Annotated in this window: 23 protein-coding genes; 12 read left to right on the forward strand and 11 right to left on the reverse strand. The window is 70.8% G+C overall.

The window, feature by feature from the left end; genetic code table 11:
* Window positions 1-2: 2 nt before the first annotated feature.
* Window positions 3-2,519, reverse strand: coding sequence for an EAL domain-containing protein (locus ACG00Y_RS13100; protein ID WP_394479436.1), 2,517 nt, complete (start codon window positions 2,517-2,519; stop codon window positions 3-5).
* 187 nt (window positions 2,520-2,706) lie between these two features.
* On the opposite strand from ACG00Y_RS13100, the gene ACG00Y_RS13105 reads away from it, so the two are divergent.
* Window positions 2,707-3,144, forward strand: a complete 438-nt coding sequence (locus tag ACG00Y_RS13105; RefSeq protein WP_394479438.1) for a hypothetical protein — start codon at window positions 2,707-2,709, stop codon at window positions 3,142-3,144.
* Window positions 3,145-3,155: 11 nt separating this feature from the next.
* Here ACG00Y_RS13105 and ACG00Y_RS13110 read toward each other — a convergent pair whose 3' ends face one another.
* The gene (locus ACG00Y_RS13110; RefSeq protein ID WP_394479440.1) at window positions 3,156-4,325 is read right to left on the reverse strand and encodes a PQQ-dependent sugar dehydrogenase; all 1,170 of its coding nucleotides are present in this window, start codon (window positions 4,323-4,325) and stop codon (window positions 3,156-3,158) included.
* Window positions 4,326-4,486: 161 nt separating this feature from the next.
* Between ACG00Y_RS13110 and ACG00Y_RS13115 the strand changes: the two genes are divergently transcribed.
* From ACG00Y_RS13115 to ACG00Y_RS13145, 7 genes are all read left to right on the forward strand, one after another.
* On the forward strand, window positions 4,487-6,229 hold the full coding sequence (locus ACG00Y_RS13115; RefSeq protein ID WP_394479442.1) for a DUF1800 domain-containing protein: 1,743 nt from the start codon (window positions 4,487-4,489) through the stop codon (window positions 6,227-6,229).
* A 10-nt stretch (window positions 6,230-6,239) separates the two neighbouring features.
* Complete coding sequence (locus tag ACG00Y_RS13120) at window positions 6,240-7,652, forward strand: DUF1501 domain-containing protein (protein ID WP_394479443.1); 1,413 nt, start codon at window positions 6,240-6,242, stop codon at window positions 7,650-7,652.
* 66 nt (window positions 7,653-7,718) lie between these two features.
* Window positions 7,719-9,776 (forward strand): elongation factor G, encoded by a 2,058-nt coding sequence (fusA, locus tag ACG00Y_RS13125; protein WP_394479445.1) that lies wholly within the window; start codon window positions 7,719-7,721, stop codon window positions 9,774-9,776.
* Between the two features lie 48 nt (window positions 9,777-9,824).
* On the forward strand, window positions 9,825-10,388 hold the full coding sequence (locus ACG00Y_RS13130) for a hypothetical protein (protein WP_394479447.1): 564 nt from the start codon (window positions 9,825-9,827) through the stop codon (window positions 10,386-10,388).
* Window positions 10,389-10,687: 299 nt separating this feature from the next.
* The gene (locus ACG00Y_RS13135; RefSeq protein ID WP_394479448.1) at window positions 10,688-10,879 is read left to right on the forward strand and encodes a hypothetical protein; all 192 of its coding nucleotides are present in this window, start codon (window positions 10,688-10,690) and stop codon (window positions 10,877-10,879) included.
* Between the two features lie 66 nt (window positions 10,880-10,945).
* Window positions 10,946-11,185, forward strand: coding sequence for a hypothetical protein (locus ACG00Y_RS13140; protein WP_394479450.1), 240 nt, complete (start codon window positions 10,946-10,948; stop codon window positions 11,183-11,185).
* Window positions 11,186-11,250: 65 nt separating this feature from the next.
* On the forward strand, window positions 11,251-12,093 hold the full coding sequence (locus ACG00Y_RS13145) for an HDOD domain-containing protein (protein ID WP_394479452.1): 843 nt from the start codon (window positions 11,251-11,253) through the stop codon (window positions 12,091-12,093).
* On the opposite strand, the gene ACG00Y_RS13150 is transcribed toward ACG00Y_RS13145, so the two are convergent.
* From ACG00Y_RS13150 to ACG00Y_RS13160, 3 genes are all read right to left on the reverse strand, one after another.
* Window positions 12,078-12,725 carry a PEP-CTERM sorting domain-containing protein gene (locus tag ACG00Y_RS13150; protein WP_394479454.1) on the reverse strand — a complete coding sequence of 216 codons (648 nt, stop codon included), beginning with the start codon at window positions 12,723-12,725 and terminating at the stop codon, window positions 12,078-12,080. The genes ACG00Y_RS13145 and ACG00Y_RS13150 overlap by 16 nt on opposite strands.
* 70 nt (window positions 12,726-12,795) lie before the next feature.
* Window positions 12,796-13,329, reverse strand: a complete 534-nt coding sequence (locus ACG00Y_RS13155; RefSeq protein ID WP_394479456.1) for an RNA polymerase sigma factor — start codon at window positions 13,327-13,329, stop codon at window positions 12,796-12,798.
* A 43-nt stretch (window positions 13,330-13,372) separates the two neighbouring features.
* On the reverse strand, window positions 13,373-13,855 hold the full coding sequence (locus ACG00Y_RS13160) for an Lrp/AsnC family transcriptional regulator (protein WP_394479458.1): 483 nt from the start codon (window positions 13,853-13,855) through the stop codon (window positions 13,373-13,375).
* A gap of 110 nt (window positions 13,856-13,965) precedes the next feature.
* Between ACG00Y_RS13160 and hppD the strand changes: the two genes are divergently transcribed.
* The gene (gene hppD / locus ACG00Y_RS13165; protein WP_394479460.1) at window positions 13,966-15,102 is read left to right on the forward strand and encodes a 4-hydroxyphenylpyruvate dioxygenase; all 1,137 of its coding nucleotides are present in this window, start codon (window positions 13,966-13,968) and stop codon (window positions 15,100-15,102) included.
* Here hppD and ACG00Y_RS13170 read toward each other — a convergent pair.
* Window positions 15,057-15,917, reverse strand: coding sequence for an esterase/lipase family protein (locus ACG00Y_RS13170; protein WP_394479462.1), 861 nt, complete (start codon window positions 15,915-15,917; stop codon window positions 15,057-15,059). The two genes, hppD and ACG00Y_RS13170, sit on opposite strands and share 46 nt — an antisense overlap.
* Before the next feature lie 35 nt (window positions 15,918-15,952).
* Between ACG00Y_RS13170 and ACG00Y_RS13175 the strand changes: the two genes are divergently transcribed.
* The gene (locus ACG00Y_RS13175) at window positions 15,953-16,654 is read left to right on the forward strand and encodes a DUF8198 family protein (protein ID WP_394479463.1); all 702 of its coding nucleotides are present in this window, start codon (window positions 15,953-15,955) and stop codon (window positions 16,652-16,654) included.
* A gap of 54 nt (window positions 16,655-16,708) precedes the next feature.
* A complete protein-coding gene (locus tag ACG00Y_RS13180) occupies window positions 16,709-18,463 on the forward strand; it encodes a long-chain-fatty-acid--CoA ligase (protein WP_394479465.1) in 1,755 nt (584 codons plus the stop codon).
* A gap of 43 nt (window positions 18,464-18,506) precedes the next feature.
* Here ACG00Y_RS13180 and ACG00Y_RS13185 read toward each other — a convergent pair whose 3' ends face one another.
* The 4 genes from ACG00Y_RS13185 to purE are packed head-to-tail and all read right to left on the reverse strand — an operon-like array spanning window position 18,507 to window position 22,111.
* A complete protein-coding gene (locus ACG00Y_RS13185) occupies window positions 18,507-19,463 on the reverse strand; it encodes an esterase (protein ID WP_394479467.1) in 957 nt (318 codons plus the stop codon).
* 28 nt (window positions 19,464-19,491) lie between these two features.
* Window positions 19,492-20,487, reverse strand: coding sequence for an L-threonylcarbamoyladenylate synthase (locus ACG00Y_RS13190; protein WP_394479469.1), 996 nt, complete (start codon window positions 20,485-20,487; stop codon window positions 19,492-19,494).
* On the reverse strand, window positions 20,487-21,650 hold the full coding sequence (locus ACG00Y_RS13195; protein WP_394479471.1) for a 5-(carboxyamino)imidazole ribonucleotide synthase: 1,164 nt from the start codon (window positions 21,648-21,650) through the stop codon (window positions 20,487-20,489). The genes ACG00Y_RS13190 and ACG00Y_RS13195 overlap by 1 nt, the downstream gene beginning before the upstream one ends.
* A complete protein-coding gene (gene purE, locus ACG00Y_RS13200; RefSeq protein ID WP_394479682.1) occupies window positions 21,647-22,111 on the reverse strand; it encodes a 5-(carboxyamino)imidazole ribonucleotide mutase in 465 nt (154 codons plus the stop codon). Before purE ends, ACG00Y_RS13195 begins: the two co-directional genes overlap by 4 nt.
* A 130-nt stretch (window positions 22,112-22,241) precedes the next feature.
* On the opposite strand from purE, the gene ACG00Y_RS13205 reads away from it, so the two are divergent.
* Window positions 22,242-23,192: a tetratricopeptide repeat protein gene (locus tag ACG00Y_RS13205; protein WP_394479473.1), complete on the forward strand. Its 951-nt coding sequence runs from the start codon at window positions 22,242-22,244 to the stop codon at window positions 23,190-23,192.
* Window positions 23,193-23,220: 28 nt separating this feature from the next.
* Here the strand turns inward: ACG00Y_RS13205 and ACG00Y_RS13210 are convergent, their stop codons facing one another.
* Window positions 23,221-24,912: a serine/threonine protein kinase gene (locus ACG00Y_RS13210; protein ID WP_394479475.1), complete on the reverse strand. Its 1,692-nt coding sequence runs from the start codon at window positions 24,910-24,912 to the stop codon at window positions 23,221-23,223.
* Window positions 24,913-25,075 lie beyond the last annotated feature (163 nt).

Raw genomic sequence — 25,075 nt, forward strand, 5'->3', positions numbered from 1 at the left:
CGTCAGGCGGCCGCAGTCGCCAGCAGCCCCGCCACCGGCTCGGGCCGGTGCAGCAGAAAGCCCTGCACCTCGGCGACGCCCAGGCGCACCAGCTCCAGCAGCACCTCGGGGGTCTCCACGCACTGGGCCACCGTCGTCAGGCCCAGCGTGCGCGCCACGTCGACAAAGCTGCGCACGGCCACCTGGTCCAGCGGGTCTGTCAACAGATCGCGCACGAACTGGCCGTCGATCTTCAACACATCCACCGGCAGCGCCTTCAGGTAGCTGAACGACGAGGCGCCCGCGCCGAAGTCGTCCAGCGCGATGCGCACCCCCAGCGCGCGCATCTGCGCGATGAAGTGGGCCGCGTCGGCCAGCCGCGTGATGACGGCCGTCTCGGTGATCTCCAGGCACAGCGCCCGCGCCCGCTCGGGGCCCAGCTGCTGCAGCAGCGCGCGCGCCTCCTGGTGGAAGGCGGCGTCCTGCAGCGTCAGGCCGGACAGGTTGACGGACAGCGACGCGATCTCCGGGCCGCCATCGCCTTCCTCGCGCTGCAGCATCGCGACGGCCTGGCGCAGCACCCAGCGGTCCAGCCGCGGCGCGATGTGAAAGCGCTCGGCCGCCGGCATGAAGGCGCCGGGCAGCACGCACGTGCCATCGGGCTCGCGCAGCCGCAGCAGCAGCTCGCCGCGCAGCCTGCCGTCGTCCTCGGCGCCCTGCGCGGCCATCACGCGCTGCAGGTCCAGCTCGAAGCGGCCCTCGTCCAGCGCCTGCTGCAGCCGCGCGGCCCAGCGGTGCTCGCTCTGATGGGTGCGCAGCGTCGCGTCGTCGGGCGCCCAGACGTGTACGCGGTTGCGCCCCTGCTCCTTGGCCAGCATGCAGCAGCCATCGGCCTCGCGCAGCGCGGTCTCGGCATCGGGCCAGCGCGTGTCCAGCGGCGCGACGCCGATGCTCGCGCCGATGCGAAAGCTCTGCCCGCCGTGCACGTAGCGGTAGCGGTCCAGCGCGTCGCAGAGCTTGCGCGCGACATGCAGCGCCTCGTCCGGCGTGCAGTTCTCCAGCAGCGCCGCGAACTCATCGCCGCCCAGACGGGCCACAGTGTCGCGGCTGCGCACGCCGGCCTCCAGGCGCTGCGCCACCTGGCTCAGCACCTCGTCGCCGGCGGCATGGCCGCACTGGTCGTTGATGAGCTTGAAGCGGTCCAGGTCCAGCGCCAGCACGACATGCTGGCTGCCGTCGCGCCGGGCGCGTTCGAAGGTGCGCGCCAGGCGCTGGCCGAACTCGGTGCGGTTGACCAGGCCTGTCAGCCCGTCATGGCTGGCGCGCCAGCTGATCTCGTCGAACTGGCGGCGCTGCTGCGTCACGTCGCGGAAGACGAGCACCGCGCCGAGGACGCCGCCCGCCTTGCCGCGGATGGGCGCCACCGAGTCGTCCACGGCGCGCCGCGTGCCGTCGCGCGCCAGCAGCACGGCGCCACCCGGCAGCCGCGACGGCTGGCCGCTGACCAGGCAGCGCTGCACCGGGTCCGGCAGCGGCTCGGCGGCGCCCTCCAGCTGGGCCACGAAGACGCGGCTGGCCGGCTGGCCGCGCGCCTCGGCGGCGGTCCAGCCGGTCAGGCGCTGGGCGACCGGGTTCAGCCAGCTGACACGGCCCTGCGCATCGGTGGTCAGCACGGCGTCGCCGATGCACTGCAGCGTGACCTCCAGCAACTCGTGCTGCACCTCGATCTGCTGCTGCAGCCGGCGCTCCTCGCTGACGTCCCAGCACACGCCCGACAGCCGCAGCGGCCAGCCGGCGCCGTCGCGCAGCACGCGGCCCGAGCCGTGCAGCACGCGGGTCGTGCCGTCGGGGCCCTCGACGCGCCATTCGCCGTCGAACTGCCCTGCGCCGCGGATCGCGCTGCGCAGGGCCTGCAACGCGGCGCGGCGGTCCTGGCGCTGCAGCTGGCGGCACCAGCCGGCGGGCGTGATGCGCCGGCCGTGGGAGGCCTCCTCGCCGTGCAGCCGCCACATCGCGTCGTCCCAGGACAGCGCGCCCTGGGCAGAGGCCTGCAAGTCCAGCTCCCACACGCCGATGCCGCCGCCGTGGGTGGCCAGCGCCAGGCGCTCCAGCGTGTGCTCCAGTTCGGCGCGCACTCCGGCGGCGTCGGTCACGTCCTGCATGACGACGCCCACACGCGGCCCGCCGCCATCGTCGTCCGCGTCCGGCCCGCCGACGACGCGCAGCACGCGCTCGCCGCGCTCATCGCTGCAGCGCAGCTCCACGTCCCAGCGCAGCCCCTCCTGGGCCGCACGGTGCAGCGCGGCGTCCAACATCGCGGCGCCGTCCGGGCCGAAGCGCTGCAGCAGCGCCGCCAGCGTGGGCACCTGGCCGGCCGGCAGGCCGAGCAGCTCGCAGGCGGAATCGGACAGCAGCAGCGCGTCGCTGTCGGGCTGCCACTCCCAGGCGCCGACCCCGGCCAGCCGGCTGCAGCGCTCCAGGAAGCGGGCGTTCTGCGCAAGGGCCAGCAACGCGGCAGCCATGGGCGGGGATTCGCTCATAAGGTCTCCAGGCAGAGGAACGGCAAGCTTGAGGCCGCCTGGCTGCGGGCGCAGTCGGCGAGCCCGGAGCGGCGCTGTAGGACAAGGCCGGCAGTGCTGTTTGTTACTGCGCTGCTGCCAACGCCGGCGTCGCGCGCCGCGTTGAGGTCGGCACCGGCGCTGCGGCGCCCGCCACGAGGAGCCTCTCATGTCCATCCGCCATTCCCTCACCCGCTGGATCGCCCCCGCCCTGCTGGCCGCCGCCGGCCTGGCCGCCGCGCCGGCGCAGGCCACCGACATCGGCGTGTCCATCGGCTTCAGCCAGCCCGGCGTCTACGGCCGGGTCGACATCGGCCGCTACCCGCAGCCGGTGCTGGTCGCGCCGCGCCCGGTCTACATCGGCCGGCCGGTGCACCGCGAGCCCGTCTACCTGTGGGTGCCGCCGGAGCACCGCCGCGACTGGCGCCGCCATTGCCGCGCCTATGGCGCCTGCGGCGCGCCGGTGTACTTCGTGCAGGACGGCTGGTATCGCCAGCATGTCGTGGTGCACCGCGAGCGTGACCGGCATGGCCACGCCCACCACGGCCGTGGCCATGATCGCGGTCACGGGCATGGCCGGGGTCACGGCCACGGTCACAGGGACTGATCGCGCAGCAATCAGCGCGCGACGCGCATCAGCCTGCCGCTGTCGGTGAGCAGCAGCAAAGCGCCGTCCGCCGCCACCGCCACGGCGCGGATGCGCTCGCCGAGGTCGGCGAACAGCATCTCGCGCGACGCGACGGAGTCGCCACTGAGCGTCAGCCGCCACAGCGCCTGGCCGGCCAGCGCGCCGACGAACAGATTGCCCTGCCACTCGGGGAACATCGCGCCGCTGTAGAAGGCGATGCCGGCCGGCGCGATGGACGTGGGCACCCAGCTGGTCAGCGGCTCGACGAAGCGCGGCGCATGCACGCCGCCGCCGATGGCGCAGGCGGTGCCGACGGGGTCGCCGTAGTTGCAGCCGTAGCTGACCAGCGGCCAGCCGTGGTTGCCGCCGGCGCGGGCGATGTTGATCTCGTCGCCGCCCTGCGAGCCGTGCTCGCTGACCCACAGATCGCCGGTCGTCGGATGCAGCGCCGCGCCCTGCGGGTTGCGGTGGCCGATGCTCCACAGCCCCGGCAGCGCACCCGCGCCGAAGCCCGGGTTGCCGGCCGGCAGGCTGCCGTCACGGTTGATGCGCACGACCTTGCCCAGCGTCTGCGCCACGTCCTGCGCGGGGCTGCCGAGCTGGCGTTCGCCCAGCGTGATGTAGAGCGTCTTGTCCCGCGCGAAGACGAGGCGCGAGCCGTAGTGGCCCGTGCCAGTCACCTTGGGCGCCTGGCGGAAGATGACCGTCAGCCCCTGCAGCGCATTGCCGACCAGTTGGGCCCGCGCGACCGCGGTGCCGGACTTGCCTGCGTCGGCGCCGCTGCCGGGCTCGGCATAGCTGAGGTAGACGAGGGCGTTGCTGGCGTAATCCGGGTCCAGCGCCACGTCCAGCAGGCCGCCCTGGCCGGCGCTGCTGACGACCGGCCCGCCGCTGATCGGCTGGCTGCCCGAGTAGTCGGCCGCCATGCGCACGAGGCCGGCGGCACGCTGGGTGACCAGCCAGCTGCCGTCGGGCAAGGCCGCCAGGCCCCAGGGGCTGGCGAAGCGCGCCGCCTGGGCCGTGGCGCGCGCCGCTGCCGGCGCCACCACCGGTGGTGCGGGTGGCGCGGCCGGTGGTGCGTCCGCGCCGCCGCCACCTCCGCCGCAGCCCGACAGGGCGGCCAGCACGGCCAGCAGCGCCAGAACGGGGGTTGCAGTCATGCGCATGGGTGCTCCTGGGGGCCGTGAGACTTGTCACGCTACACGCAGATGCAAGCGCCGGCATGTAGCGATCGGTTAACTGCTCAGGCCAAGGGCAACTCCGCGTTACGGCACTTGCCTTCCAGCAGACATCATGCGCGGCCACTTCCGCTGCCATCCCGATGCGCCTGCCCCTCCACGCCTTCATGGCCCTGTCCCTCACCGTGCTTGCCGGCTGCGGCGGCGGTGGGGGCAGCAGCGCCAGCGCCCCGACCAACGCGCCCGCCGCCACCGAGCCGCCGCCCACCGTGCCGGCCGCGCCGCCGATGACGCAGCGCGATGCCGTCCGCCTGGCCGCGCAGGCCAGCTTCGGCGCGAGCGAGGCGATGGTCACGCAGATGCGCACCCAGAGCGCCGCCGCCTGGGTGCAGGCCCAGGTGCAGCTGCCGCAGGCCTCGCGCTACACCGCCGGCGGCACGAGCGCCGTGCACACCGACACCAGCGGCGTGGGCTTCTGCGACCAGCCCGCCAACAAGGGCGACCACTGCTGGCGCGACGCCTTCTCCAGCCAGCCACTGCTGTGGGACTTCTACCGCAACGCTGTCGGCCAGCCCGACCAGTTGCGCCAGCGCATGGCCTTCGCGCTGCAGCAGATCCTGGTCGTCAGCAACCTGGAGGTGGAAGGCACCTACGGCCTGCGCCGCTACCAGAACGCGCTGCTGGACAACGCCTTCGGCAACTACCGCGACGTGCTGCGCGCGGTCGCGCTGAGCCCGGTGATGGGCGACTATCTGAACGGCGTCAACAACGACAAGGCCGCGCCCAACGAAAACTTCCCGCGCGAGCTGCTGCAGCTCTTCTCCGTGGGCACCTGCCTGCTGGAGACCGACGGCAGCCTGAAGGGCGGCCGTTGCCAGGCGACCTACGACAACACGGCGGTCCGCAACTACGCGTATGCACTGACCGGCTGGACCTATCCGGCCGGCGGCAAGTCCAAGTGGGGCTGCTCGCCCAAGGGCGCCAACTGCCGCTTCTACGACGGCGAGATGGCGCCGCTGGCCAGCCTGCACGACGGCGCCGAGCGCGCGCTGCTGGCCGGTGGCAAGAAGGCCGCCGGAAGCACGCCCGCGCAGGCGCTGGATGCCGTGCTCGACAGCCTGCTGGCCCACCCCAACATCGCGCCCTTCATCGGCAAGCAGCTCATCCAGGCGCTGGTGCGCTCCAACCCCACGACCGGCTACGTGAGCCGGGTGTCGACGGCCTTCCAGAGCGGCAGATTCAGCAGCGGCGGCATCAGCTTCGGCACCGGCCGCGCCGGCGACCTGGCCGCCACCGTGGCCGCCGTGCTGCTGGACGCCGAGGCGCGCGGCGACGCATCGCCCGGGTCATCTGGCGGCCGGCTGCGTGAGCCGGTGCTGATGATGACCGGCGTGCTGCGCGCGCTGAACGGCCGCACCGATGGCGACGCGCTCGGCTGGTGGTGGGGCGAGACGCTGCGCCAGCATGTCTTCCGCTCGCCGTCAGTCTTCAACTTCTACCCGCCCGACTACCCGGTGCCGGGCACAAAGCTGACCGGCGGCGCCTTCGGCATCCACAACGCCAACACCTCGCTGGAGCGGCTGAATTACCTGACCTACCTGCTCAACTGGGGCGGCTCCGAGCCGGTGGCCAGCGTGCCGGGGGCGATCGGAACGAAGGTGACGCTTGACGCCTTCGATGCCGATGCGGCCGACGCCGACAAGCTCGTCGACCGCCTCGCGCTGCTGGCCCATGGCGAGCCGCTGCCCGCCGGCCCGCGCGCCAAGGTGGTGGAGGCGGTGGGCTGGTGGACGGACAAGACCGACGCCAAGACCTGGCGCGCCAACCGCGTCAGGACGGCCGCCTACCTGGTGTTCGCCGCGCCGCAGTTCCAGATCATTCGTTGAGGGGTCATCCATGTCTCACCACCACCCCTCCCTCAGCCGCCGCCGCCTGCTTGCCGGCGCCCTCGGTCTGGGCACGCTGGGCGCCCTGGCGCCGCTGCGCTCCGCCCAGGCGGCCGACTTCAAGGCGCTCGTCTGCATCTTCCTGTACGGCGGCAACGACGGCATGAACAGCGTCGTGCCGATGGACGCCGGCCGCTACGCCGACTACGCCCGGGTGCGCGCCGGCCTGGCGCTGCCGCAGGCCAGCCTGGGCCGGCTCGGCACGAGCGATTTCGGCCTGCACCCGGCGCTGGCTGCGCTGACCCCGCTGTTCGCCGCCGGCAAGCTGGCCGTGCAGTTCAACGTCGGCCCGCTGCATGCGCCGCTGACCAAGGCCCAGTACCGCGCCGATGCCGGCCGCACGGCGCTGACGCCGCCCAGCCTGTTCTCGCACAGCGACCAGCAGGTGCTGTGGGAGAGCGCCAGCACCGACGCCCAGAGCCGCACCGGCTGGGGCGGCCGCGCGTCCGCCGCGCTGGGGCTGGTGAGCCCGGTCATCAGCGTCGGCGGCAACGGCCATTTCGGCCTGTCGGAGCTGGCCGCGCCGCTGGTGCTGCCCGGCCCGGGTGACGGCTTCGGTGCCGCCGGCTTGGCCAGCGCCGACATGACCTGGAAGCCCAATGCGCTCAAACTCGACGCGGTGAAGTCACTGGCCGAACAGTCCGCCGACACCGACCTCGCCGGCGCCCTGCAGAAGCAGCAGATCGACGCGATGGCGCTGTCCGAACAGCTCGGTCCCCTGGTCAAGCGCAAGCCCGGCGAGGCGGGCAGCAATGCCGCCATCGACGCAGCATTCGCGCCGCTGATCGTCAACGGCAATGTGTCGACGGGCCTGGGCCGGCAGCTCTACCAGGCCGCCAAGATGCTGGACGTGCGCGCCACGCTAGGCGGCAACCGGCAGATCTACTTCGCGCAGCTCGGCGGCTTCGACACGCATGGCGAGCAGATCGGCACCGACGCGCTGTCGGGCCAGCACGCCGGCCTGCTCAAGCAGTTGGGCGACGCGCTGGCCTGCTTCCAGGCGGCGCTGACGGCACTGGGCATGGCCGAGTCGGTCACCACCTTCACGCAGAGCGACTTCGGCCGCACCTTCAAGCCCAACAACAGCAACGGCACCGACCACGCCTGGGGCAACCACCACTTCGTGCTGGGCGGCGCGGTCAAGGGTGGCTTCCATGGCCAGTACCCGGTGCTGGCGCTGGGCGGGCCGGACGATGTGGGCGTCGACAGCTGGGAGCAGCACGGCCGCTGGATTCCGACCAGCTCGGTCGACCAGTACGCGGCCACGCTGCTGGGCTGGATGGGCGCGAGCGCCGGGCAGCTGGACACGGTGTTGCCCAACCTCGCCAACTTCGGCAGCGCGCGCAGCCTGGGGTTCCTGTAGTGGCCTGAGCTTGCCGCGCTGGGCGCGTTCTTCTACTCTGGGTGCCCCGCACACGAGGAGCGTCCGATGAGCTTACCCAGCCTGGATTCACGAGTGAGCGCCATCCGCACGGTCGCGCTGGTCGGCCCCGCCGCTGCAGGCAAGACACTGCTGCTGGACGCGCTGCTGGCCCACGCCGGCGCCATTCCGCAGGCCGGCAGCATCGAGCGCGGCAGCACGGTGTCGGACCACGACCCGCTGGAGAAGCGCCTGGGCCATTCGCTGCAGTCCAGCCTCGCCCATTTCACGCACGGCGGCATTCGGGTCCACGCCATCGACACGCCCGGCGCGCCGGACTTCGTCGGCCAGGCCCTGCCCGCGCTGGAGGCGGCGGACACGGCCCTCATCGTCATCAACGCGCAGAACGGCATCGAGCTGATGGCCCAGCGCCTGCTGACGGCCGCCGGCGAGCGCGGCCTGGCGCGGCTCATCGTCGTCAACAAGATCGACGCGCCGGATGTCGACCTGCCTGCGCTGCTGGCGCAGATCCGCGAGGTGTTCGGCAAGGAATGCCTGCCGTTGAACTTGCCGGCCGGCGGCGCCCAGCGCGTCGCCGATTGCTTCTTCGCGGCCTCGGGTGAGGCCGATTTTTCGTCTGTCGCCGACGCGCACCGCGCGCTGGTGGAGCAGGTCGTGGAGGTCGACGCCGAGTTCGTCGAGCGCTACCTGAACGACGGCGACATCGATCCGCGCGAGCTGCACGCGCCGCTGGAACAGGCACTGCGCGAGGGCCATCTGATCCCGGTCTGCTTCTGCTCGGCCAAGACGGGCGCCGGCGTCAGCGAGCTGCTGAGCGCCATTGAGCTACTGATGCCCAACCCGGCCGAAGGCAACCCGCCGCCTTTCCTCGAAGGCAAGGGCACCGAGCCCACGCCCTACCCGGCCACGCCCGACCCGGCCGCCCATGTGCTGGCCCATGTCTTCAAGATCGTCGCCGACCCCTACCTGGGCAAGATGGGCATCATGCGCGTGCACCAGGGCAGCATCGCCAAGGGCGGGCTGCTGTTCGTCGGCCATGCACGCAAGCCCATCCGCGTGGGCCACCTGTTCATGCTGCAGGGCGCCAAACACGTGGACGTGGACGAGGCGCTGCCCGGTGACCTGTGCGCCATCGCCAAGGTCGACGACCTGGCCTTCGACGCCGTGCTGCACGATGCGCAGGAGGACGAGCACATCTACCTGAAACCGCTGGACTTCCCGACGCCCGTGCACGGCCTGGCCATCAGCCCGGCGCGGCGCGGCGACGAGCAGAAGCTGTGGGAGGTGCTGGCCCGGCTGGTGGACGAGGACCCCTGCCTGCGCATCGAGCAGGCAGGCGAGACGCACCAGACGCTGGTCTACGGCCTGGGCGAGCTGCACCTGCGTCTGCTGCTGGAGCGCCTGCGCGATCTCTACAAGGGCGAGGTGCTCACCGAGCCGCCGCGCATCGCCTACCGCGAGACCGTCTCGGCGCCGGCCGAGGGCCACTTCCGCCACAAGAAGCAGAGCGGCGGCGCCGGGCAGTTCGGCGAGGTCTACCTGCGCGTCGAGCCGTTGGCGCGCGGCGCCGGCTTCGAGTTCGTCGACGCGGTCAAGGGCGGCACCATCCCCGGCCAGTTCATGCCGGCGGTCGAGAAGGGCGTGCGCTCGGCGCTGGCCAGCGGCGTCATCGCCGGTTACCCGCTGGTCGACCTGCGCGTGGTCGTCTACGACGGCAAGCACCACTCGGTGGACAGCAAGGAGATTGCCTTCGTCACCGCCGGCCGCCGCGCGCTGATCGAGGCCGTGAAGGAGGCCCGCCCGCTGGTACTGGAGCCCATCGTGCAGGTCGAGATCACGGCGCCCGAGCACGGCATCGGCGACATCACCGGCGACCTCGCCTCGCGCCGCGGCCAGGTCAACGGCACCCGCGCCGCCGTGCCGGGCAGCCTCATCGTGCAAGGCCTGGCGCCGTTGGCCGAGCTGGCCAGCTACCAGACGCGGCTGAACGCGATGACGGCCGGCGAGGGGCGCTACACGCTGGTGCTGTCGCACTACGAGGCCGTGCCGCCCAACACCCAGGCGGCGCTGGTCGGCGCGTACAAGGCGCACGACGAGAGTGACTGACGGCTCGCCGGGCGGGCCCGAGGTGAAGCCGCCTTTATCATTGCGGTCATGCCCAGCGCCAATCGCGACGTGGCGCAGATCCGATTGGACAACGCGCTGCGACTGTTCGAAGAGTTCGTCAGCGCCACCATCAAACACCCCGATGCCGCCACCCTGCGTGGCCTGGAAGGGCGCTTTGCCGAGCGGCTGCAGATCCAGCCCAGCTACTGGAGCCAGATCAAGGGCCGCTCGCGTCAGATCGGCGAGCGGCTGGCGCGCCAGTTCGAGCAGCTCTGCCACAAGCCGCCCGGCTGGATGGACATCGAGCATGGCGCGGCCGCACCTGCTGCCACGGCGCCAGCACACGCAGCCCCTGCGCCGGCCGATGCCTCGCACAGCCTGCCCCAGGACGACGACGAACGCTTCATCGTCGGCCTCGTGCTGACCTACTACCGCCGCCACCCGCAGCGCGCCCGCACGCGGCTGCTGGACCTGCTCGGCGAAGTGCTCACGCCAACCGCTGCCGCACCGGCACCCGTCGCCAAACCGGCCGCGCCCAGCCCGCAGGCCGAGCTGGACGAGTGGCGCAAGCTGCAGTCGCGCATCGCGCCGCTCAAGCCCAAGAAGCGCTGATCCTTGCGCTGAAGCTTCGGCGCATCCGTCATTGGACGGCGCCACCCCTGCACGTTAGGGATGTTGGATAAAAACCGCTTGCGCATGAGAAACGTTTGTTTATCATTTGCGCAAGTCGTGCCGCTGAAGTTCCGCGCACACGGCGAAGTCGCACACCCCCAAGTCCCCTGACCGCCCGGCCCGGCCTGCCTCCAGCGCAAGCCCCGAGCACCCCAAACCTTGTTCGCAAATGCAGGCCCATCCCGGGTCCAGCTGCTGCATTGCCCGCCGCCCTCGCGCGGCACCCACCGGAGCCCACCATGCCCCAGTTCACCTCGCCGCGCCCGATGCGCATCACCAGCCGCAAGCCGCGCAACCCGCTCGTCGCCCCGGCCCACAAACGCCAGGCCGGCCGACACCAGAGCCCCAACGACGCCCATGCGCAACGCCAGCAGGCCCGCCTCGAACTGCGAAGCCTGCTGCGCGACCGCTACCCGGACGAAAGCCCCTGACACCACGGCACCGCCCGCGCGCTCATCCATGTCATGAGGGCCGGCCGGTGCCACGAGGAGACCCTCATGAGATTGATCGAACTGCGCGGCCCCGATGCCGCCGAAACACACGACGTCTGGGCCCGCCGCTGGGCCCGCATCAAGCGCGCGGCCCGCGCGATCCGGCTGGTGTTCTCGCCGGTATATCGCAGGCGCCGCCGCGCCCGCAGCCAGCTGGAGTTCTACGCCGAAGCCGGTGCGCCCGAAGGCGCGCTGTATCTCGACGGCCAGTTGATTGCGCAGCTGGACGGCATCCGCAGGTTGTGAATTGATGCGCCAACCGGGGTCTCATGCGACGAGCATGGGGCCCCGCACAGGCCTAGCATCGGGCCATGTCCGACCGCCTGCGCCTCAACGCCCCGCTGCCCAGCCTCGATGCCTGGGTGGAGGCCTTCGCGACGGCCGAGATCCCGGTGCTGACCGACACGGCCGAGACGCTGGAGCAGATGCGCGCGACCGAGGACGACGTGGACGCCCACGGCCTGGGCGAGCTGATGTCGACCGACCCGCTGATGACGCTGAAGGTGCTGGCCCATGTCAGCGAACTGCGGCGCAGCCACAGCGCTGGGCTGCATGCCGCGCCGGAGACGGTGACGGCAGCGCTGGTGCTCATGGGCATCACGCCCTTCTTCCGCGCCTTCGGCCCGCAGCCGACGATGGAGGAGGCGCTGGCCGGCCACGACGAGGCGCTGATCGGCCTGTCGCGCGTCATGCAGCGCGCCGAGCGGGCCTCACGCTATGCGCTAGCCTTCGCGGCCCACCGGGCCGACCCGGACGCCGCCATCATCCACAGCGCGGCGCTGCTGCACGACTTTGCCGAGATGCTGCTGTGGGTGCACGCGCCCGACCTGGCCTTGCAGATCGCCACGCTGCAGGCCGCCGACCGCACGCTGCGCAGCGCTGCGGCGCAGCGGCAGGTGCTGGGCGTGACGCTGGCCGATCTGGAGCAGGCGCTGATGAAGCGCTGGCGCCTGCCCGAGCTGCTGACCCGCATCACCGGCAACAAGGATGAGCGGGACCCGCAGGTGCGCTGCGTGCACCTGGCCGTGCGCGTGGCGCGGCACACGGCCCGGGGCTGGGACGACGCGGGCGTGCCGGATGACCTGCACGAGATCGCCGAGTTGTTGAACCTCAGCGAAGCCCACGCCCTCAAGCTACTTCACGAGTTCGACTGACGGCGCCGCCAGGCGATCAAGCCGAGGCCGCCGAGCAGCAGCGCAACGCTGGTCGGCTCCGGCACGGTCGTGATCGTGGCCGTGAAGTTGGCGTTGTTGGGCGCGAAGTCCGAGATGGCGCCGACGCCCGCACTGGCGAAAGCGAGGTCGCGCGGCCACAGGTTGAAGGTGTAGTCCAGCTTGTTGGTGAAGCCGGTGCCCGGCAGCAGGCTGCCGGGCACTGCGGCGGTGATGGTTTTGCCGCTGATGGTGACGGTGCCGGGTGCCAGGTTGGTGCCGGCCACCGAGCCGGTGGCGTCCGGCCGTACGAGGATGACGCGGTCGAAGCGCACGCCGTCGAGGCCGAGACTGGCGCCGAAGCCGGCCGTGCCCGCGCCGCGGTTCACGCCCCAGACATAGACGCCGGTCGCCGTGCTGCCGACGTTGCCGTCCAGCGTCGCCTTCAGGAAGAAGGTGTCGAGGCTGGCGTTGTAGAGGACGGTGGCGGCGACCACGTCCAGGTCGGCGCTGGTGCTGCTGCCGGCAAAGGTGGCGAGGAAGTCACCCTGGGGGTCGGTGATGCCGTCGACTGCATGGCTGGCCAGTGGCAGGCCGAGGGCGAGAGCGGCGACGGTTGAGGCGAGAAGACGCATGCAGAACTCCTGGTGAGGACGAGGTAAGAGGCCGGATGGCCACGGTGGGGTGGACGAGCAGCGGCGGCGGCTATTCCAGCCACCCCCTAGAAGGCGGGGCGCGGCCGCTCAGCAGCGCGCGCAGGCGCTCGCGGCCGCGTGAGACCCGCGACATGACGGTGCCGATGGGGATGTCCAGCGCCTGGGCGATCTGGGCGTAGGCCATGCCCTCGAGGGCCACGAGCAGCAGCACCTGGCGTTGATCGAAGGGCAGCGCGGCCAGGGCGGCATCCAGATCGCGCAGCGCCAGCCGCTCGGTCTGGGCAGCGGCGACGGGGATGTCGGGCGGCTGCTCCAGGTCGACCAGGTCGAGGCGGCCCTGGCGCAGCCCGTCGACGTGCAGGTTGTGCATGATGCTGAACAGCCAGCCACGCATGTCGCCCACGCCCTGCCACAGCGTGGCGCGGGCCCAGGCGCGCTCCAGCGTGTGCTGCACCAAGTCGTCGGCGTCCTCGCGGTTGCGCCGCAGCGCGCGAGCGTAGCGGTGCAGGCGCGGCATGCAGCCCAGCACCTCGCCAGCGTCGGGCGAGGCGGGGCGGGTCCGGTGCAGCGGGGCGGTGACCATGGCCGGTGAATGCCGGCGGCCACCTCAGAGGTTCAACGCATCCCTAGACTGGAACCGCCGTGGTGTTCTTCAGGCGCTCCAGCACGAAGCTGGTCTTGCAGTCCTGCACGCTGGGGTGCATCAGCAGCGTGTCGCTGATGAAGCGGGCGTAGTGCTGCATGTCCTGCACCAGCACGCGCAGCAGGTAGTCCATCTCGCCGGTCAGCGCGGCGCATTCAACGACCTCTGGCCAGGTCTGCACGGCGGCGCGGAAGAGGTCGCGCGGGTTGCGCAGCGGGCTCTCGGTCTGCTTCTCCAGCCGCACATTGAGGTAGGCCGTGAGGCCCAGGCCGATGCGCTCGGGCCGCACCAGCGCCACGTAGCTGCCGATGACGCCCGCCTCTTCCAGCCGGCGCACGCGGCGCAGCACGGCGGAGGACGACAGGCCGGCCTCGGCGGCGAGCGCGTCGTAGGTCAGGCGGCCGTCGACTTGCAGCGCGCGCAGGATGCGGCGGTCGATGGCGTCAAGTTCGATGGAATGGTCCATGCACGCAATTTTCCTGCGCATTCGCATCAATGTGCGCCAGGATTTGCATAAATTCTGCGGGCGACGCGCCGCAGAATTTTCCACTTCCGACATCACGACGCGAGGCAGACATGGCCAAGTTCACGCCCTGGGACAACCCCATGGGCACCGACGGGTTTGAGTTCATCGAGTTCGCCGCGCCCGACCCGGCCGGCCTGGGCAAGCTGTTCGAGACCATGGGCTTCAAGGCGGTCGCCAAGCACCGCCTCAAGAACGTCACGCTGTATCGCCAGGGCGGCGTCAACTTCATCATCAACGCCGAGAGCGACTCGTTCGCGCAGCGCTTCGCGCGCCTGCACGGCCCGTCGATCTGCGCGATCGCCTTCCGCGTGCAGGACGCCGGCCACGCCTACAAGCGCGCGCTGGAGCTGGGCGCCTGGGGCTTCGACAACAAGGCCGGTCCGATGGAGCTGAACATCCCGGCCATCAAGGGCATCGGTGACTCGCTGATCTATTTTGTCGACCGCTGGCAGGGCAAGGGCGGCGCGGCGGCCGGCGCCATCGGCAACATCTCCATCTACGACGTCGACTTCGTGCCCGTGCTGGACGCGCAAGGCCAGCCGGTCGACCCCAACCCGGTGGGCAATGGCCTGACCGAGATCGACCACCTGACACACAACGTCTTCCGCGGCCGCATGAAGGAATGGTCGGAGTTCTACGAGCGCTTCTTCGGCTTCCGCGAGGTGCGCTACTTCGACATCGAGGGCAAGCTGACAGGCCTCAAGTCCAAGGCCATGACCAGCCCCTGCGGCAAGATCCGCATCCCGATCAACGAGAGCAGCGACGACAAGAGCCAGATCGCCGAGTACCTGGACCTGTACCACGGCGAGGGCATCCAGCACGTGGCGCTGGGCACGACCGACATCTACGGCACGGTGGAGGGCATGAAGAGGGGCGGCGTCGAGTTCCAGGACACCATCGAGACCTACTTCGACCTGATCGACAAGCGCCTACCGGGCCACGGCGAGAACCTGGCCGAGTTGCGTCGCCTGCGCATCCTCATCGACGGCGCCACGCACATGGGCGCGGACGACGAGCTGCTGCTGCAGATCTTCACGAAGGAAGTGATCGGCCCGATCTTCTTCGAGCTGATCCAGCGCAAGGGCAACGAGGGCTTCGGCGAGGGCAACTTCAAGGCGCTGTTCGAGAGCATCGAGCTGGATCAGATCCGCCGAGGCGTGCTCAAGGACGAGGCCAAGGCCGTCTGAAGACAAGCCCAGGCCTCGGGTGAATGCACGAGGCCCATGTGGCCCACGCCGTCCAGCCGGTGCGCGCGTGAGCCCGGCAGGATGGCCATCTCGGCCGGGTTGACGATCTGGTCGCAGGGCGTCCAGAAGCTGTCCATGTCCGGCATCCCCGGCAGCTCCGCCAGCCAGGCACTGCGCAGCCGCATCTGGCGGGCGTTGCGTCCCTGCCCGAAGGCGGCCATGCGGGTGCCCAGGTGCGGCGAGCCCAGCGTGATGACGCGCGGCACGTCGTGCGCCGCGCCATGCTTGCGCCACCAGGCCCGCAACGCCAGGCCGCCCATGCTGTGGGCGCACAGCACCGGCATTTGCCCCGTGTGCGCCTTCAGCTCGCGCACACCTGCCTCGATCTCGTCGGCATAGGCATCAATGCTGCCGAACGCCGGCTCCAGCGTCGGCGCGATAAACGCCACGCCCTGCGCGCGCAGCCGCTTCATCCAGCCGTTCCAGCGCCCGCGGTTGCAGGCAAAGCCGTGGACGAGCAGCACTCCCGTCTGCGCACCGGCGGGCAGGTGATCCGGCTCGGCCCATTCACGCCAGGGCTGCCGCCACGAGAACGCCAGCTCGCTCGCAACGACCTCGCGACTCCAGGCGCGCAAGAGCTGACCCCAGCCCGGCGCCGGCCGGTTGACCCAGCGCAGCTGGACGAAGCCCAGCATCAGCACCGCCGCATGCAGGGCCAGCGTCATCAGCCCCCAGCCCCAGCCATAACGCCAGCCGACGCCCAGCGCCACCAGCACACGCAAGAGCCCCCAGATCCTCTGCAGCCACCCATTCATCGCGCCAGTGTAGGGACGCAAAATGGCGGGCAACGATGGACTCACACAGCGCCGAATCCCTGCTGGCCGAACTGCGCAAGGTGGACGCAGAACGCGCGCGCCGCACGCTCGACCCGGCACTGGCCGCGCGCGTGCAGGCCGTCAAGGCCTATCAACAAAAGCGCTTTGCCAAGACCTACGCGGACCTGCTCGCCAACCCACGCTACGAATCGGCGACGCGCTTCTTCCTGCACGAGCTGTACGGCCCTGGCGACTACCGCCAGCGCGATGCGCAGTTCGCCCGCGTCGTGCCGGCGCTGACCCGCCTGTTCCCCGAGGACGTCGTCGACACCGTGGCCAAGCTGGCGCGGCTGCACGCGCTGTCCGAGCGGCTGGACACGCGCATGGGCGAGCACCTGCTGTCACCCGACATCACGGCGCCGGACTACGCCATCGCCTGGCGCGCCTGTGGCGAGCCCGAGGCGCGCGCACAGCAGATCGCGATGACGATGGCCGTGGGCCAGTCGCTGGACCGCCTGACACGCAAGCCGCTGCTGCGCCAGTCGCTGAGGTTCATGCGCGGCCCGGCCCAGCTGGCGGGGCTGGGCGCGTTGCAGGACTTCCTCGAAACCGGCTTCGACACCTTCCGCGCGATGCGCGGCGCAGCGGAGTTCCTGTCCACTGTGCGACAGCGCGAAGACGCCTTGGCGCACGCCTTGTTTCGAGCGGACGACGCAGTCCTAGGGCAACTCCCCTAGCCTGATGTAACCCCGCGTCCCAATATCGTCGGCTTCACGAAAAGAGGCCTGCTGATGACAGCCATCGTTGCCGAAGTCCCCGAAGTGACAGCCCGCGCCAAGCCCTGGCTGGCCAGCTATCCGGCCGGTGTGCCCGCCCAGATCGACACGCGCGTCTACCGCTCCCTGGTCGAGCTGCTGAACGAGTCCTTCCGCAAACATGCACAGCGCGATGCCGCCATCTGCATGGGCCAGCGCATGCGCTTTTCGGAGATGGACCAGCTCTCCACGCAGCTCGGTGCCTGGCTGCAGGCGCAGGGCCTGAAGCAGGGCGACCGCGTGGCCATCATGATGCCCAACCTGCTGCAGTACGGCGTGGCCATCGCGGCCATCCTGCGCGCGGGCTTCGTCGTCGTGAACGTGAACCCGCTGTACACACCGCGCGAGCTGGAGCACCAGCTCAAGGACTCGGGCGCACGGGCCATCATCGTGCTGGAGAACTTCGCGCACACGCTCGCCGAAGTCATCGACGCGACCGACGTGAAGCACGTCGTGCTGGCCTCGATGGGCGACCTGCTGAACTGGTGGAAGGGGCCGCTGATCAACTTCGCGGTGCGTCATCTTAAGAAGATGGTGCCGGAGTTCCGGCTGCAGCTGACGTCCAAGACGGGCGAAGGCCGCACCGTCGTGCGCTTCAACGAGGCGCTGGCCCACGGCGAGCGCCTGCACCTGAAGAAACCCGAGCTGGGCCCGGACGATGTCGCCTTCCTGCAGTACACCGGCGGCACGACCGGCGTATCCAAGGGCGCCACGCTGCTGCACCGGAACATCGTCGCCAACATCCTGCAGGTCGAGGCCTGGTTCCAGCCCATGCTGGCCAAGCTGCCCTCATTTGCAAATGGGGACGTGCAGCTCACCAACGTCTGCGCGCTGCCGCTCTATCACATCTATGCGCTGACGGCCTGCTTCATGCTCGGCACGCGCCTGGGCTACCTCAACATCCTCGTGCCCAACCCGCGCGACATCCCCGGCTTCATCGAGACGCTGCGCGGCCACAAGATCCACCTGTTCCCGGCCGTCAACACGCTGTTCAACGCGCTGGCCGCCGAGCCGGGCTTCTCGCGGCTGGACTTCTCCGAGCTGGTCATCTCCAACGGCGGCGGCATGGCCGTGCAGCAGGCCACGGCCGAGAAGTGGCTCAAGGTGACCGGCTGCCCGGTCATAGAAGGCTACGGCCTGTCCGAGACGGCGCCGGCCGCCACCATCAACCCGCTGGACCAGCGCGCCTTCAACGGCAGCATCGGCCTGCCCATCTCGTCGACCGAAATCGCCATCCGCAACGACGACGGGCAAGACCTGCCCCTGGGCGAGCGCGGCGAGATCTGCATTCGCGGCCCGCAGGTCATGGCCGGCTACTGGAAGCGCCCCGACGAGACGGCCAACGTCATGTACGCGGACGGCTTCTTCAAGAGCGGCGACATCGGCATCATGGACGTGCGCGGCTACGTGCGCATCGTCGACCGCAAGAAGGACATGATCCTGGTCAGCGGCTTCAACGTCTACCCGACCGAGATCGAGCAGGTCGTCAGCATGCACCCCGGCGTGCTGGAGTGCGCCGCCGTCGGCGTGCCCGACCCGAAGTCCGGCGAAGCCGTCAAGCTGTTCGTCGTCAAGAGCGACCCGGCCTTGGCCGAGGAAGACCTGTCCTCTTACTGCGCCCAGCAGATGACGGCCTACAAGCGACCCCGCTTCATCGAGTTCCGCGACGAACTACCCAAGAGCAACGTCGGCAAGATCCTGCGCAGAGAGCTGCGCACGAACACCGCCTGATTCGTCTCAGGCGCCCGAGGCTGGACGCCTCGGGACTGGCCCGTCAGAACGGGTTGTTCTTCGCGCGGGACAGCGCCAGCGTGCCGATGCGCTCCTGAGCTGTCGGGCCCAGCAGCGTGTCGCCGGCCCACAGCCACTGCGAGGTGGCTTCTGGGTCCAGCGTCTCGGTCGTGCAGTCCTGCGGCGCGACGTTGGTGCGGCAGGCCGGCCGCGTCACGTCCGTGAAGCCGAACGCGAACGGGAAGCGCGCGATCTGCTGGACGGTCTCGTCCACCAGCACCAGACCGATCAGCCGGCCATCGTTCAGCAGGTTCAGCCGCATCGTGATGTTGAAGGCGGCGCTGAGCTCGTCCAGCAAGGCGGCGCGGTCGATGTCGGTCTGCTGCTCACGCTCCTTCTGGCCGAAGGGCGTGAGGCCGACGTCGATGATGGTGGCGATGACGACGCGGCCGTTGGCGTTGGCGATGCGGTTGGCCTGCTCGGCCAGCAGCTTGCCGCGCGCCCTGGCCTCGTTGACCAGCGAACTGCGGCTGACGGCCGGGAACTGACGGTACAGCTCGACGATGTCGTTGACACCCACCATGATGCCGACGATGTCCCTCGGGCCGAAGCGGTCGTTGGACAGATGCAGGTCGATGCGGTCGCGCACGTCCGCCACCTTGGCGCCGGCGAACGCATACATGATGCCCTGCGGCAGCGCGACGAAGTCGGTGTTGCACTGCGGGTAGACGAAGCCGAAACCGCTGGCCAGGATCTGCGTCCAGACCGGGCTGACGCGGCACTCCACCTGGCGGGTGTCGGGGTTCAGGCCGTTGATCGTGTACTTCTTGCCGCTGGACAAGATGGTGCCGCTCTCATCGCCGAAGGCAATGACGCGGGTCGGCGCGAACGGCTCGATCTGCGAGGTGGCCCCGCCGCCGCAGCCGGCGACCAGCGCCGCAGCTGCCACCGCAGCCAGAAGCAGGCCGCTTTTCAATTTCTGGGAGACAACTCGGTGCATGACGATCAACTCAGGGCAGGAACAAACTTCAATCGGTGAAGGCGGCGGCGGCCCGGCTGAGCCGGTCCCGCACACCATCCCAGGCGGGGTCGCGCGGAGGCGCCTCGACCCATATTTCCCGGGCGCCGGCCGCGTCCAGCGCCCGCAGCACCGCAAACAACTCGTGCGCCGCAGCCGCCGCGTCGGCCGGCTGAGGCTGCCATTGGCAGGCCAACCCGGCCGGCGGCTGGGCGCGTGAATATACCGCCACCCCTTCGAGGGCCTCGCCGGCGGCCGCTGTAGCCAGACGTAAAGCCAGCGCATCGGCCGCCAGCAGCCGCACCCGGGCTGCGGGCGCGTAGTGCGCGGCCAGCGTGCCGGAGGCCTTGGGCGCGGCGGCGTCCGGCTCGGCCAGCGCCTGGCCCAGCGCGGCCTCGATGCGCGCGCGGCTGAGCAGGCCGGGGCGCAGCAGCGCCGGAAACTCGCGGCTGCAGTCGACGATGCTGGACTCGATGCCGACTTCGCAGGCGCCGCCGTCCAGCACCATCAGCTCAGGCCCGAACTCCTCGACGACATGGCGAGCCAGCGTCGGGCTGACGCGGCCGAAGCGGTTGGCGCTGGGCGCCGCCAGGCCTTGCACACCCAGCTCGCGGGCAGCGGCCAGCACGGCGCGCGCCACGGGGTGGGCCGGGGAGCGCAACGCGATGGTGGCCTGGCCGCCGGCTGCAGCCTCGGCCACACCGGCGCGGCGCGGCACGATGACGGTCAGCGGGCCGGGCCAGAAAGCGGCCATCAATCGGCGCGCGGTCTCGGGCAGGTGGTCGGCAAAGGGTTCGGCACCGGCGGCATCGAGCACATGGACGATGAGCGGGTGGTCGCTCGGCCGGCCCTTGGCAGCAAAGATCGCGGCGACGGCGGCGTCCTGGTCGGCGCGCGCCGCCAGGCCGTAGACGGTCTCGGTCGGCAGGCCCAGCAGCCCGCCCTCGGCCAGGCGCTGCGCGGCGGCCTGGACGGCGGCGGGGTCGTTGCCAGGCAGCAGCAGCATCAGAAATCGGTGGGCAGGCCCAGCAGCGCAGCCGCTTGCACAGCCACCGCATGCGCCGCCTCGGGCGTATTGGCCGTGATGTTCAGGTGGCCCATCTTGCGGCCATGCCGCGCGTCGGCCTTGCCGTAGAGGTGCAGATGGGTGCCCGGCAGCGCCAGCACGCGGTCCCAGGCTGGCGGCGTCGGGCCGCCGTCTGCGCTGAACCACAGGTCGCCCAGCAGGTTCAGCATGACCGACGCCGAATGCTGGCGCGGCGCCAGCAGCGGCAGGCCGGCAAGCGCCCTCACCTGCAGCTCGAACTGCGACACGTCGGCGCCGTTCATCGTCCAGTGGCCGGAGTTGTGCGGGCGCGGCGCCATCTCGTTGACGACCAGGCGGCCGTCATCCAGCCAGAAGAACTCGATGCACAGCACGCCGACATAGCCCAGCGCCTCGGCCACCTGGCGGGCGGCGGAGACGGCCTGTTGCTGCACATCGGCAGGAACCGCCCGCGCGGGCACCTCGGTAACGGCCAGGATGCCGCCGCGGTGCAGGTTCTGCTGCACGGGGAAGTTCACCAGTTGCCCATCCGCGCCGCGCGCCACCAGCACGCTCAGCTCGGCCTTCAGTGGCAGCAACTGCTCCAGCACGCAGGGCACACGCTTGAGACCCGCCCATGCGGCGGCCAGCTCGGCGGCGGTGGCCACGCGCACCTGACCCTTGCCGTCGTAGCCCATGCGCGATGTCTTCAGGATGCCGGGCAGCAGGGCCGGGTCGACCGCAGCCAGCTCGATGTCGTTGCTGATGACCGCATGCGGCGCGCAGGGAACGCCGGCCGCCTCGAAATGCGCTTTCTCCACGGCGCGGTCCTGGCAGACGGCCACCGAGGCCCCTGACGGCGCGACGACGCGCATGCCGGCCAGCGTCTCCAGCGCCAGCGCCGGCACGTTCTCAAACTCGGTCGTGATGGCGTCGCAGTCGCGCGCCAGCTGCGCCAGGCCGAAGGAATCCAGGTAGTCGGCCTTGACATGCTTTTCGGCGACGGCGCCGGCGGGGCTGATGGCGTCCGGGTCCAGCACGACGCAGCGGTAGCCCAGCGCCTGGGCTGCGTGGACGAACATGCGGCCGAGCTGGCCGCCGCCCAGGACGCCCAGCGTCGCGGCGCCCGGAAGAAGCGCGCTCAACGCAAGTCCTCGGTCATGGCCTGGGCAACGGCCGTCTGCCTGGCGCGGAAGGCATTCAGCTTCTCCAGCAGCGCAGCGTCACCCGTCGCCAGCATGGCCACCGCGAACAGCGCCGCATTGGCCGCGCCGGCGTTGCCGATGGCGAAGGTGGCAACGGGGATGCCCTTGGGCATCTGCACGATGGAGTGCAGCGAATCGACGCCCTGCAGGTGCCGGCTCGCGACCGGCACGCCCAGCACGGGCACCGTCGTCTTCGCGGCCAGCATGCCCGGCAGGTGGGCGGCGCCACCGGCGCCGGCGATGATGGCCTTCAGGCCCCGGCCGGCCGCCGCTTCGGCATAGGCGAACATCTCGTCGGGCATGCGGTGGGCCGACACGACCCGGGCATCGAAGCCGACACCGAACTCGGTCAGAATCTCGGCCGCCTGCTTCATTGTTTCCCAGTCACTGCTGGAGCCCATGACGATGCCGATGACGGCGTCCGGTTTCAAAGGGGCTGACGTGGACAAAGCGCGCTCCGGGGCTCAGGAAAGCCTTGAATTGTAGAAGCCGCGTCTCAACCTCCCGCCCAGGCCCCATCTCCTGTCCGCCATGATCGACATCACCCTCCAGAACTTCGAAGCCGAACTCATCACCGCCTCCCGGAGCCAGCCCGTGCTGCTGGACATCTGGGCGCCGTGGTGCGGCCCCTGCCGCACGCTGGGCCCCATCCTGGAGAAGCTGGAGACGGCCTACGCCGGCCGCTTCGCGCTGGCCAAGCTCAACAGCGACGAGGTGCCCGAGATCGCTACGCAGCTGAGCCAGATGTTCGGCGTGCGCAGCATTCCTTTCTGCGTGATGTTCTTGGACGGTCAACCGGTGGACGGCTTCGTGGGCGCGTTGCCCGAGGCGCAGATCCGCGAGTTCCTGGACAAGCATGTGCCCGCCGGCGAAGAGTTGGAGGCGCAGGCCGACGTGGAGGAAGCCACGGACCTGCTGGCGGAAGGCGACCTGGAAGCGGCGCTGGCCAGGCTGGCCCATGCCGTGCAGACCGACCCGGCCAACGAGGCCGCCCGCTTCGACTACGTGAAGGCGCTGCTGGAGCTGGGCCTGCTCGAAGACGCCCGCGCCGCCTTTGCGCCGGTCGCCGCCAGGGCGGCAGACACGATCACGCCGCATGCCCGCTTCGCCGCGCTGGCGGTCTGGCTGACCGCGCAGGAAGCTGCGGCCGGCGCCGACCTCGGCGCGCTGCAAGCGGCAATAGCCGCCAACAAACGCGACTTCGACGCCCGCTTCGCGCTGGCCCAGGCCCACATCGCCGCACAGCGCTTCACCGACGCCATGGACGAGTTGCTGGAAATCATCATGCGCGACAAGGCCTGGAACGGCGAGGCGGCGCGCAAGGCCTATGTCGCCATCCTGGAACTGCTGACCAAGCCGGCACCGAAGCCGGCGGCCGAGGCCAAGAGCGGCGCGCTGGAGCTCGCCGGCAAGGCAAGGGTCGTGCAGAGCGACCCGCTGATCGACCAGTACCGGCGCAAGCTGTCGATGGCCTTGTTCTGAGGCGCTCGTCAGCCTGGTCGGCGCGAACTCAAGGCGCGTCGCCCGGGCGGTGGCGCAGCTCCCGCAGCTTCACGCATTCGGCGTGGCTGCGGAACGCCGGCTTCTCGCATTGGCGGTCGATGCACCAGGCACGCGCCAGCAGCACGCGACTGCCACAGGCCTCGCTTGGGCTGCTGGGCTCGGGCGACGCAGACGTGGATGCCGGCGCCGTCTGGGCCGGCGTCGTGGTGGCGGCGGCGGCGGGCTCGGGGGCCGCGAACACGGGGCTGCGCGGCACCGGGCGGAAGTCGCCGGCTCGCTCGGTGACGATGGGCTTGAGGGCGCCGTCGCGGCGCACCGGGGCGGATGCCGCCGGCTGCGGACGCGGCGCAGGAGTGAGGACCGGGGCGGGAGCTGTTGCCGGCTTGGGCGGCGCCGCGCCGACCGGGGCGGCCGAAGCAGACGGCGCCGCTGATGCGGCCCCGGTCACGGCCGGCGCGCTGGCCGGCGCCGAGGGCGCGGACGCAGGTTCTGCAGGGGCTGCCGACGCGGCGGAGGCCGCAGTGGGCGGCGGCGCGTGCCTGGCCACGTTGTCCTGCAACTGGACGATGAACAAGCCCAGCAGCACGACGGCCAGCACCGCCGCGGCGGCCAGCCACAGCCGCCTGGGCGCCCGCGCGGGCACGGCAGACGGGGCGGGCACGAGGGTCGTGCGCAACATCTCCTCGGGCATGGCCTGCACGGTGTCGGCGAACTCGATGTCCAGCCCCGCGTCGGGAGCAGGCGCGGCCACGGGCGCCGGCGGTGCAGACCGGGGCGGTGCGGCCTGGGGCGACGGCACGCTGGCGCGGCCCTCGATGACCTCGCGCCAGGCCGCGACGCTCTGCGGCCGCTGGTGCGGCGGCACGCGCAAACCCCAGTCCAGCGCCGCCAGAAAGGCGGGCGAATAGCCGTCGACCGCCAGCGGCGCGAGTTCGTCACCCATCGCGCGGGCGGTGCAGGGCGGCGGCGGATGGCCGGTCAGCAGCTCGTGCATGACGGCGGCCAGCGCATAGAAGTCGGTCCAGGGGCCTTGCTTCAGGCTGGTGGCCTCGGCGTACTGCTCGATGGGCGCGAAGCTGGGCTTGAGGATGGCGGTAAAGACCTGCGTGCGGTCGCCGATGGCCTGGCGGGCGGCGCCGAAGTCCAACAGGATGGGTGCGCTGCCATCGGCCGGCAGGAAAATGTTGTCGGGCGCGACGTCCCGGTGCCAGACCTGTTGCGCGTGCAGCGCCTCCAGGCCGCCCAGCACGGCATCGAGCACGCGCCGTGCCCAAGCCTCGGCGGGCGGCTTGGGCAGCGTCTTGCGCGCCTCGCGCAAGTTCTGGCCGACCAGGCGAGGCATGACCATGTAGGCGGTGCCGTTGGCCTCCCAGAACCGGTAGACCTTGAGCAGCGAGGGGTGGTCGAAACGGGCCAGCAGCTTGGCCTCGTTGACGAAGCTACGCCGGCCCAGCTCGAAGGTGTCGCGCATGGACAGCGAGCGCACCGAGACCTGGGAGCGGCCGTCGCGCTGCGCGAACTGGCTGGGCATGTACTCCTTGATCGCGACCTCGCGTTCCAGCGAATGGTCACGCGCGAGGTAGACGATGCCGAAACCGCCGACGCCCAGCGTGCCGAGGATCTCCAGCTCACCGAAACGGGTACCCGGCGGCAAGGCCAGCAGGGTGCTGTTGGAATCGTCGGCGGGAGCGGCGGTCATGGCGCGCGAGAGTAACGCAGCCATGGCTACGGGAAAGCCCGAAAACCCGCGCCCCAAGGGGGCTGCCCTTGCAGGAGTTCTGCGGGTCGAGCGACGGGCCTGCCACGGCGATGTGCTTGCGGTTCAAGGCCGCAAGCATCGCCGGACACAGTTGCTTGGGGGG

It is taken from the genome of Pelomonas parva (genome assembly GCF_043555835.1).
Taxonomy (GTDB): Bacteria; Pseudomonadota; Gammaproteobacteria; order Burkholderiales; family Burkholderiaceae_C; genus Pelomonas; species Pelomonas parva.

Coding starts and splice junctions, on each gene's coding strand:
- ACG00Y_RS13135 (WP_394479448.1), top strand. CDS start 10,688: ATGCCCCAGTTCACCTCGCCGCGCCCGATGCGCATCACCAGCCGCAAG.
- ACG00Y_RS13175 (WP_394479463.1), top strand. CDS start 15,953: ATGGACTCACACAGCGCCGAATCCCTGCTGGCCGAACTGCGCAAGGTG.
- ACG00Y_RS13140 (WP_394479450.1), top strand. CDS start 10,946: ATGAGATTGATCGAACTGCGCGGCCCCGATGCCGCCGAAACACACGAC.
- ACG00Y_RS13205 (WP_394479473.1), top strand. CDS start 22,242: ATGATCGACATCACCCTCCAGAACTTCGAAGCCGAACTCATCACCGCC.
- ACG00Y_RS13185 (WP_394479467.1), bottom strand. CDS start 19,463: ATGCACCGAGTTGTCTCCCAGAAATTGAAAAGCGGCCTGCTTCTGGCT.
- ACG00Y_RS13160 (WP_394479458.1), bottom strand. CDS start 13,855: ATGGACCATTCCATCGAACTTGACGCCATCGACCGCCGCATCCTGCGC.
- purE (WP_394479682.1), bottom strand. CDS start 22,111: ATGGGCTCCAGCAGTGACTGGGAAACAATGAAGCAGGCGGCCGAGATT.
- ACG00Y_RS13100 (WP_394479436.1), bottom strand. CDS start 2,519: ATGAGCGAATCCCCGCCCATGGCTGCCGCGTTGCTGGCCCTTGCGCAG.
- fusA (WP_394479445.1), top strand. CDS start 7,719: ATGAGCTTACCCAGCCTGGATTCACGAGTGAGCGCCATCCGCACGGTC.
- ACG00Y_RS13150 (WP_394479454.1), bottom strand. CDS start 12,725: ATGCGTCTTCTCGCCTCAACCGTCGCCGCTCTCGCCCTCGGCCTGCCA.
- ACG00Y_RS13145 (WP_394479452.1), top strand. CDS start 11,251: ATGTCCGACCGCCTGCGCCTCAACGCCCCGCTGCCCAGCCTCGATGCC.
- ACG00Y_RS13110 (WP_394479440.1), bottom strand. CDS start 4,325: ATGACTGCAACCCCCGTTCTGGCGCTGCTGGCCGTGCTGGCCGCCCTG.
- ACG00Y_RS13115 (WP_394479442.1), top strand. CDS start 4,487: ATGCGCCTGCCCCTCCACGCCTTCATGGCCCTGTCCCTCACCGTGCTT.
- ACG00Y_RS13130 (WP_394479447.1), top strand. CDS start 9,825: ATGCCCAGCGCCAATCGCGACGTGGCGCAGATCCGATTGGACAACGCG.
- ACG00Y_RS13120 (WP_394479443.1), top strand. CDS start 6,240: ATGTCTCACCACCACCCCTCCCTCAGCCGCCGCCGCCTGCTTGCCGGC.
- ACG00Y_RS13155 (WP_394479456.1), bottom strand. CDS start 13,329: ATGGTCACCGCCCCGCTGCACCGGACCCGCCCCGCCTCGCCCGACGCT.
- hppD (WP_394479460.1), top strand. CDS start 13,966: ATGGCCAAGTTCACGCCCTGGGACAACCCCATGGGCACCGACGGGTTT.
- ACG00Y_RS13210 (WP_394479475.1), bottom strand. CDS start 24,912: ATGACCGCCGCTCCCGCCGACGATTCCAACAGCACCCTGCTGGCCTTG.
- ACG00Y_RS13190 (WP_394479469.1), bottom strand. CDS start 20,487: ATGCTGCTGCTGCCTGGCAACGACCCCGCCGCCGTCCAGGCCGCCGCG.
- ACG00Y_RS13180 (WP_394479465.1), top strand. CDS start 16,709: ATGACAGCCATCGTTGCCGAAGTCCCCGAAGTGACAGCCCGCGCCAAG.
- ACG00Y_RS13170 (WP_394479462.1), bottom strand. CDS start 15,917: ATGAATGGGTGGCTGCAGAGGATCTGGGGGCTCTTGCGTGTGCTGGTG.
- ACG00Y_RS13105 (WP_394479438.1), top strand. CDS start 2,707: ATGTCCATCCGCCATTCCCTCACCCGCTGGATCGCCCCCGCCCTGCTG.